Consider the following 6,599-nt stretch of genomic DNA (forward strand, 5'->3'; position numbering starts at 1 on the left):
GGTCGGCGGAGCGTGAGACCCTTGACGGGTACCTGATTCCCGATCGAAAGCTTGGCCAGTGACCGCCACGGACCGCTCCATCGAGCTCATCCAGGCCGCCGCGCAGGCGGCCGCCGACAAGCTCGCGCACGACATCATCGCGTACGACGTCAGCGACGTACTGTCGATCACCGACGCCTTCCTGCTGGCCTCGGCGCCCAACGACCGCCAGGTCAAGTCGATCGTCGACGAGATCGAGGAGCGGCTGAACAAGGAGCTCGGCGCCAAGCCGGTGCGCCGTGAGGGCGACCGCGAGGCCCGCTGGGTGCTCCTCGACTACGTCGACATCGTCGTGCACGTACAGCACAGCGAGGAGCGCGTCTTCTACGCCCTTGAGCGGCTGTGGAAGGACTGCCCGCAGCTCGAACTGCCCGCCGACGCCGTCGCGACCGCCGGCAAGGCCGAGGAGCACGCCAAGACGCTCGCCGCGGAGGTCGACCTGGACGGTGAGCTGAGCTGAACGGCACCAAGGGCGGCCGGGGCCGCCGCATCGTCCTGTGGCGGCACGGCCAGACCCTGTGGAACCTGGAACGCCGCTTCCAGGGCACCACGGACATCGAGCTGACCGGGACGGGCGTCGAGCAGGCCCGCCGCTCCGCCCGGCTGCTGGCCGCGCTGCGCCCGGACGCGATCATCGCCTCCGACCTGCGCCGCGCCGCCGCGACGGCGGCGGAGCTGGCCGCCGTCACGGGCCTGGAGATCGCCCACGACGCGCGGCTGCGGGAGACCTTCGCCGGCGAGTGGCAGGGGCTCACGCACGAGGAGATCCTCGCCCGCTTCGGCGAGCAGTACACCGCGTGGAAGCGCGGCGAGGCGGTGCGGCGCGGCGGCGGCGAGCTGGAGACCGAGGTCGCCGAGCGGGCCGCGCCGGTCGTGCTCGACCACGCCGAGAAGCTGCCGGACGGCGGCACTCTCGTCGTCGTCAGCCACGGCGGCACCATCCGCACCACCATCGGCCGTCTCCTCGGCCTGGAACCGCGCACCTGGGAGTCGCTCGGCGGCCTCTCGAACTGCTGCTGGTCCGTCCTCGGCGAGGGCGCGCGCGGCTGGCGGCTCCAGGAGCACAACGCCGGGACCCTCCCCGAGCCGGTGCTCGGCGACGACGACTGAGCGGCGGCCGGGCCCGGATTTCACATCCGGGCAGGTCGCAGGCTAAAGTTCATCTTGTTCGCGGAACGGCGGGGGAAACCCCGAGGGCCGCAGAACAGCGGGGCTATAGCTCAGTTGGTAGAGCGCCTGCATGGCATGCAGGAGGTCAGGAGTTCAATTCTCCTTAGCTCCACAGTCCGGAAGATCCCGTCCCTCCGATAGAGGGGCGGGATCTTCTGCTATCCCCTCCTCTATCTCCTCCCCTATCCCCTCCCCGGATCAAGTGGCGAGGGCGGCCCTGATCTCCGAGAGCGGGCGCGCGTGGGCCGGGCAGCCGATGATCGGGTCCTCGACGGCGCACAGCTTCCCGATCCGCTCGCGGCTCGTCTCGTCGTGCGGGGTGTAGACCACGATCCGCGTCTCCGGCACACCGCCCACCGCCAGCGAGGTCGAGTTCAGCCGCACCTCGCCGACGGAGCCGTGGCGGAAGACCTTTATACGAGGCCCGGCCGGGGCCACGTCCCCGTTCTCCCAAAGCCGCGCGAAGGTCGCGCTCGCCGTCGACAGCTTCTCGATGAAGCCCTCCCACGCGGGCTCGCCCACGTGACATCCGTACGCGCCCCGCAGCGTCGCCACCAGGAGCGGCAGCTCCTCGGTGTGGTTGAGATACGGGTTGCAGCACGCGGGCTGGGTGAACAGCTGCCACAGCACGTTCCCGCCGCGGCCGGTGGTGCTGTACACGGCCGGGAAGAGGCCGCGGTACGTGGCGTTGGTGGCGAGGATGTCGTAGCGGGCGCTGTAGACGACGGCGGGGAGCGCTTCGAGGGAGTCGATGATGCCCTGCACCTCGGGGCCCGCCGTCTCCGCGTCGCCCTGATGATCGCGTACGTACGGCACCTCGGCGAGGTGGTAGAGGTGCACGCGCTCGGCGCGGTCGAGCCGGAGCGTACGGGCGATGGCGTCCAGCACCTGGATGCTGGCGTTGATGGGCCTGCCCTGCTCCAGCCACGTGTACCAGGTGACGCCGACGCCGGAGAGCTGGGCCACCTCCTCGCGGCGCAGGCCCGGTGTGCGGCGGCGCAGTCCCGCGGGCATGCCCACGTCGGCCGGGGTCACTCTCGCCCGGCGGCTGCGCAGGAAGGCGGCCAGCTCGGGCCTGCGGCGTCCGGTCGTCGTCGCCATCGTCGTCACGTCCCCCATCGCTGTTGATCGTCGTCGTCCGTCGTCTGTACTGCCTGTATTGCTGTGCTTCGTCGTCTGCTGTCGTCTGCTGTCGTCTGCTGTCGTCTCCTGCCGTCTGGCGTCCTCCGCCGTCCTCCGTCGTCGCCCCGTCCGAGTGCTGCCAGGTGCTGTCGGTACCAGCATCGGCGGGCTCTCGTGACCCGGTCCGGAACCGGATCAGGATCGGACACATGACCGATACCTGCACTTCAATTCCGGTGGCCGGCCCGGCCAGTAAAGACGACGGCACTGACAACCGACGCCGAGGAGCCGGTGCGCGGCAGCCGCCGATCCGGCGGCCGGCCCGCCCCGGCCGGCTGCTGGCCATCGTGCTCACCGGCCAGTTCATGGCGCTGCTCGACGCGTTCATCGTGAACGTGGCGGCCCCCGCCATCCGCTCGGACCTGCACGCCTCGGGTTCCGAGCTGCAATTGGTGATCGCCGGCTACACCATCGCGTACGCGGTGCTGCTGATCACCGGCGCGCGGTGCGGCGACCGGTTCGGGCACGGGCGGGCGTTCATGGCGGGGCTCGCGGTCTTCACGGCGGCGTCGCTCGCCTGCGGGCTCGCGGGGGACACGGGGCAGCTGATCGCGTTCCGCTTCGTCCAGGGCGCGGGCTCGGCGGTGATGCTGCCGCAGGTCCTCAGCCTGATCCAGCGTACGTATACGGGCAGTTCGCGGGGGCGGGCCCTCGGTGCGTACGCGGCGGTGCTCGCTTCCGGCGCCGCGGCCGGGATGGCGGTGGGCGGCGTGCTGGTCAGCGCCGATCTCTTCGGGGCGGGCTGGCGGCCGGTCTTCCTGGTGAACGTGCCGATCGGGCTGCTGCTGCTCGCCCTCGCGCCGAAGGCGCTGCCGAGGGGGAGGGGAGAGCCGGGCGAGGGGGCGGAGGGGGCGCGGCGCGGCTTCGATCTGCCGGGGCTGGTGCTGCTCGCCGGGGCGGTGATGGCGCTCACGGTGCCGCTGGTGCTGGGGGAGGAGCAGGGCTGGCCGCTGTGGGGGTGGCTGTCGCTGGCCGGGAGCGCCGTCCTGGCGACGGTCTTCGCGGTGTACGAGTCCCGGCTCGCCCGACGCGGCGGGGCGCCGCTGATAGCGCCGCGGGTGCTGCGGGCACCGGGGACACCGCTCGCTGTCGCCCGTATCGGCCTGGCCATGGCGCTGAACGCGGGCTTCCTCTTCGCGCTGACGCTCCATCTGCAAAGCGGCCTCGGGTACAGCGCCATGCGGGCCGGGCTGACGTTCGTGCCCGTCTCGGTGGCGTTCGGGGTGATCGGGCTCAACTGGCGGCGGATCCCGGAGCGGTGGCACGGGGCGCTGGCTCCGGGCGGGTTCCTGCTCGCGGCGGTCTCGCTCGCCGGGGTCGGGCTGGTGCTGCGCGACGGCGGCAGTGGCGGGCCGGGGCTCTACGCGGCGCTGACCGGGGTCGGCCTCGGGATCGGCGGTGCGTACAGCCCGACGCTCACGCGGGCGCTGGCCGCCATACGGCGGGAGGACGCGGCCGACGCCAGCGGGGTGCTGGTGACGACCGCTCAGCTCGGTCTGCTGGCAGGGGTGGCCGTTTTCGGGGCGGTCTTTCTCGGCGGGGCGGGGGCGGGTTCGGGGGCGCGTTCGTCCGCGTACGCGCTGTGGGCGACCGCTCTCGCGCTGGCCGGCACGGCGGTGGCCGCGGCGGGGGCGGGTCTGCTGAGACGGCGGCGCTGACCTCACAGCCGGCGCATGGCAGAATCGGACAGCCGGTAGGTGGACGGGGGCGAAGGTGAGGGAAGGTGACATGTCGGCGCGCATTCTTGAGGAGGACGGTGCAAGCGGTGCCCTTCTCGCGTCGGCTGCCTCCGGTCGCCCGTTCCGCCGGCGCTCCGGCCAGGGGGCTCAAGTGCCCGCTGATCGCGGCGGAGTGTCCTATGGGTGTGCGGGCCGCGGCCACGCCTGGAGCTGACTGATGGGTGCACACAGCCGGAAGTGCGACTGGTGCGGCAGCGGGACGCCGATCGTCCGCGACATGGAGCCGCTCAACTCCTCCTACCAGTACTGGTGCGTGGAGTGCGCGCGGGCGCTGATCATAAAGGGCGACCCGATCGAGACGTACCGGGAGCTGGAGGGCGAGCCGATCTACGGTCGGCTGCTCGACGAGCACTGCGCGCTGAAGCGTTTCTACTCCTTCGCCACGGCCTGACGCTTCCTCAGGAGGGTTCTTGGAGGGGCGCTCTGGCGGGGGCTCATGCGGAGCGGCCGCCCTCGGTATCGGGGCTTGGGTCGAAATCTCTGCGGAAGCCGGAATTCCCCCTGAGGTTACGCGCGTTGACGGGTCAGGAGTTGCCGCCGGACAACGGTCGGCGGCACGGGGGAAGCGACACGGGGGTCGCAGCATGACCGATACGGAGATTCAACCTGTCCGAAACCCGGCGGAGGCCGGGGACGCCGGGGAGTCCGCGAAGCGGGCGGCCGCGGCGGAACTCACACCGTTCATCGACGCCTTACCCGTACCGCCCGCGCTGCGGCCGGGCCGGCAGGAGGCGTTGGACGGCATCGACATCGACCTGACGGCGACCTGGGTGCGGCTGCACTCACAGCTGCCGCCGACCAGGGTGTGGGCCTACGGGGGGCACTTTCCCGGGCCGACCGTCGAGGTTCCCCGGGGGCGCAGGCTGCGCGTCCGGTGGAACAACCGGCTCACGGGGAGCTACCCGGTGACGGCGGTGGAGGCCGTGCCGCAGCAGGGCGCGCCCTCGCCGAGCGACGTGCCGGGCCGCAGCGGCGCGGAGCCGCTCGCCGACGTCGCGGCGCTGCCGCCGTGGACGGTCACCCATCTGCACGGCGCGGTGACCGGCGGCGGCAACGACGGCTGGGCGGAGAACGCGGTGTCGCCCGGCGACAGCCAGCTCACCGAGTACCCCAACGACCACCGGGCGGCGACCTGGTGGTACCACGACCACGCCATGGACATCACGCGCTGGAACGTCTTCTCAGGGCTGGCCGGGATGTATCTGGTGCGCGACGACGAGGAGCGGGCGCTGCGGCTCCCGGCGGGGGAGCACGAGATTCCGCTGATCGTCCAGGACCGCAACCTCGACCAGGACGAGGACGGCAGACTGACCGGGCGGCTGCTGCACAAGACCGTCGTCGTCGGGAAGGACGCCGCCGACAAGAATGTGACGCTGCCGTTCACGGGCCCGTACACGCTGGTCAATGGCGTCATCTGGCCGCACCTGGACGTGGCGGCGCGCTGGTACCGCTTCCGGCTGCTCAACGCGGCCAACGCGCGGACCTTCCAGCTCCGGCTGGTCGACGACGTGACGGGGGAGCAGGTGCGCGGCGCGGCGTGGCAGATCGGTTCGGACGGCGGGCTGCTGCCCCGGCCCGTACCGGTCGACGAGCCGCTGTCCGTGGCCCCGGCCGAGCGGATCGACCTGCTGGTCGACTTCGGGCGGCTGCGGGGGCGCCGGGTGCGGCTGGAGAACGCCGCGCCGGGCGTCCCGTACCCGCAGATCATGCAGGTGCGGGTGGGCACGGAGCCGGTGCGCGACACGTTCGTGCTGCCGCAGGTGATCTCGGCGTCGTTCCGGCGCATCACGCACGAGACCGCGCCGAAGCACGGGCACCGCATGGTGGCGCTCACCCCGCCGGGCACGGCGGGCCAGGCGCACCCGGAGATCTGGGAGCTGCACGAGGCCGACCCGGGCCACGTCAAGATCCCCAGCGAGGGCGTGGTGCAGGTCAAGGGCGCGGACGGCAAGGTGCGTACGTACCAGCGGGGCGCCCGTACCTTCGACGACGCCCTCGGCTTCATGGTCGAGCACGACGCCTGGGAGCAGTGGAGCTTCCTCAATCTGGGCGGCGCGGGGACCCATCCGATGCACATCCACCTGATCGACTTCCAGGTGCTCAGCCGGGACGTCTATCCGCAGGGGCCGGGGAGTCCGTTCGATCCCCAACTGGGCGGGACCCGCAGCCCCCTGGAGTACGGAGGCAACGTGCCCGTCTCGCCGGGTGACTCGGGGTGGAAGGACGTCATCCAGGTGCCGGCGGGGCAGATGGTGAATGTGATCGGCCGCTTCCACGGCGCGCAGGGCCGGTTCATGTACCACTGCCATCTGCTGGAGCACGAGGACATGGGGATGATGCGGCCGCTGGTGGTCATGCCCGCCGAGGTGATGAAGTTCCACCACGGCGACACCGGCCACGGGCACGGCGGTCACGAAGGGCACTGAGTGACGAGTGAGTGACGAGCGGGCGCGGGGTACGGCCGTACCC

At 71.8% G+C, this 6,599-nt stretch carries 6 protein-coding genes and 1 tRNA gene; 6 read left to right on the forward strand and 1 reads right to left on the reverse strand.

The window, feature by feature from the left end; all coding sequences use genetic code 11:
• The first annotated feature begins 58 nt into the window (after positions 1-58).
• From rsfS to ACFU99_RS28065, 3 genes are all read left to right on the forward strand, one after another.
• Positions 59-499 carry a ribosome silencing factor gene (gene rsfS, locus ACFU99_RS28055; RefSeq protein ID WP_384397146.1) on the forward strand — a complete coding sequence of 147 codons (441 nt, stop codon included), beginning with the start codon at positions 59-61 and terminating at the stop codon, positions 497-499.
• Positions 496-1,149 (forward strand): histidine phosphatase family protein, encoded by a 654-nt coding sequence (locus ACFU99_RS28060; protein WP_384397156.1) that lies wholly within the window; start codon positions 496-498, stop codon positions 1,147-1,149. The genes rsfS and ACFU99_RS28060 overlap by 4 nt, the downstream gene beginning before the upstream one ends.
• A gap of 99 nt (positions 1,150-1,248) precedes the next feature.
• A tRNA-Ala gene (locus ACFU99_RS28065) sits at positions 1,249-1,321 on the forward strand.
• Positions 1,322-1,407: 86 nt separating this feature from the next.
• Here the strand turns inward: ACFU99_RS28065 and ACFU99_RS28070 are convergent.
• On the reverse strand, positions 1,408-2,328 hold the full coding sequence (locus tag ACFU99_RS28070; RefSeq protein ID WP_384397148.1) for a helix-turn-helix transcriptional regulator: 921 nt from the start codon (positions 2,326-2,328) through the stop codon (positions 1,408-1,410).
• A 212-nt stretch (positions 2,329-2,540) separates the two neighbouring features.
• On the opposite strand from ACFU99_RS28070, the gene ACFU99_RS28075 reads away from it, so the two are divergent.
• From ACFU99_RS28075 to phsA, 3 genes are all read left to right on the forward strand, one after another.
• Positions 2,541-4,049: an MFS transporter gene (locus tag ACFU99_RS28075; RefSeq protein WP_384397150.1), complete on the forward strand. Its 1,509-nt coding sequence runs from the start codon at positions 2,541-2,543 to the stop codon at positions 4,047-4,049.
• A 238-nt stretch (positions 4,050-4,287) separates the two neighbouring features.
• The gene (locus ACFU99_RS28080) at positions 4,288-4,521 is read left to right on the forward strand and encodes a hypothetical protein (RefSeq protein ID WP_030876850.1); all 234 of its coding nucleotides are present in this window, start codon (positions 4,288-4,290) and stop codon (positions 4,519-4,521) included.
• Between the two features lie 193 nt (positions 4,522-4,714).
• Entirely contained in the window at positions 4,715-6,556 is a 1,842-nt protein-coding gene (gene phsA / locus ACFU99_RS28085; protein WP_384397153.1) for an O-aminophenol oxidase PhsA, read from the forward strand.
• Positions 6,557-6,599: the final 43 nt, after the last annotated feature.

It is taken from the genome of Streptomyces sp. NPDC057654, from assembly GCF_042800135.1.
Taxonomy (GTDB): Bacteria; Actinomycetota; Actinomycetes; order Streptomycetales; family Streptomycetaceae; genus Streptomyces.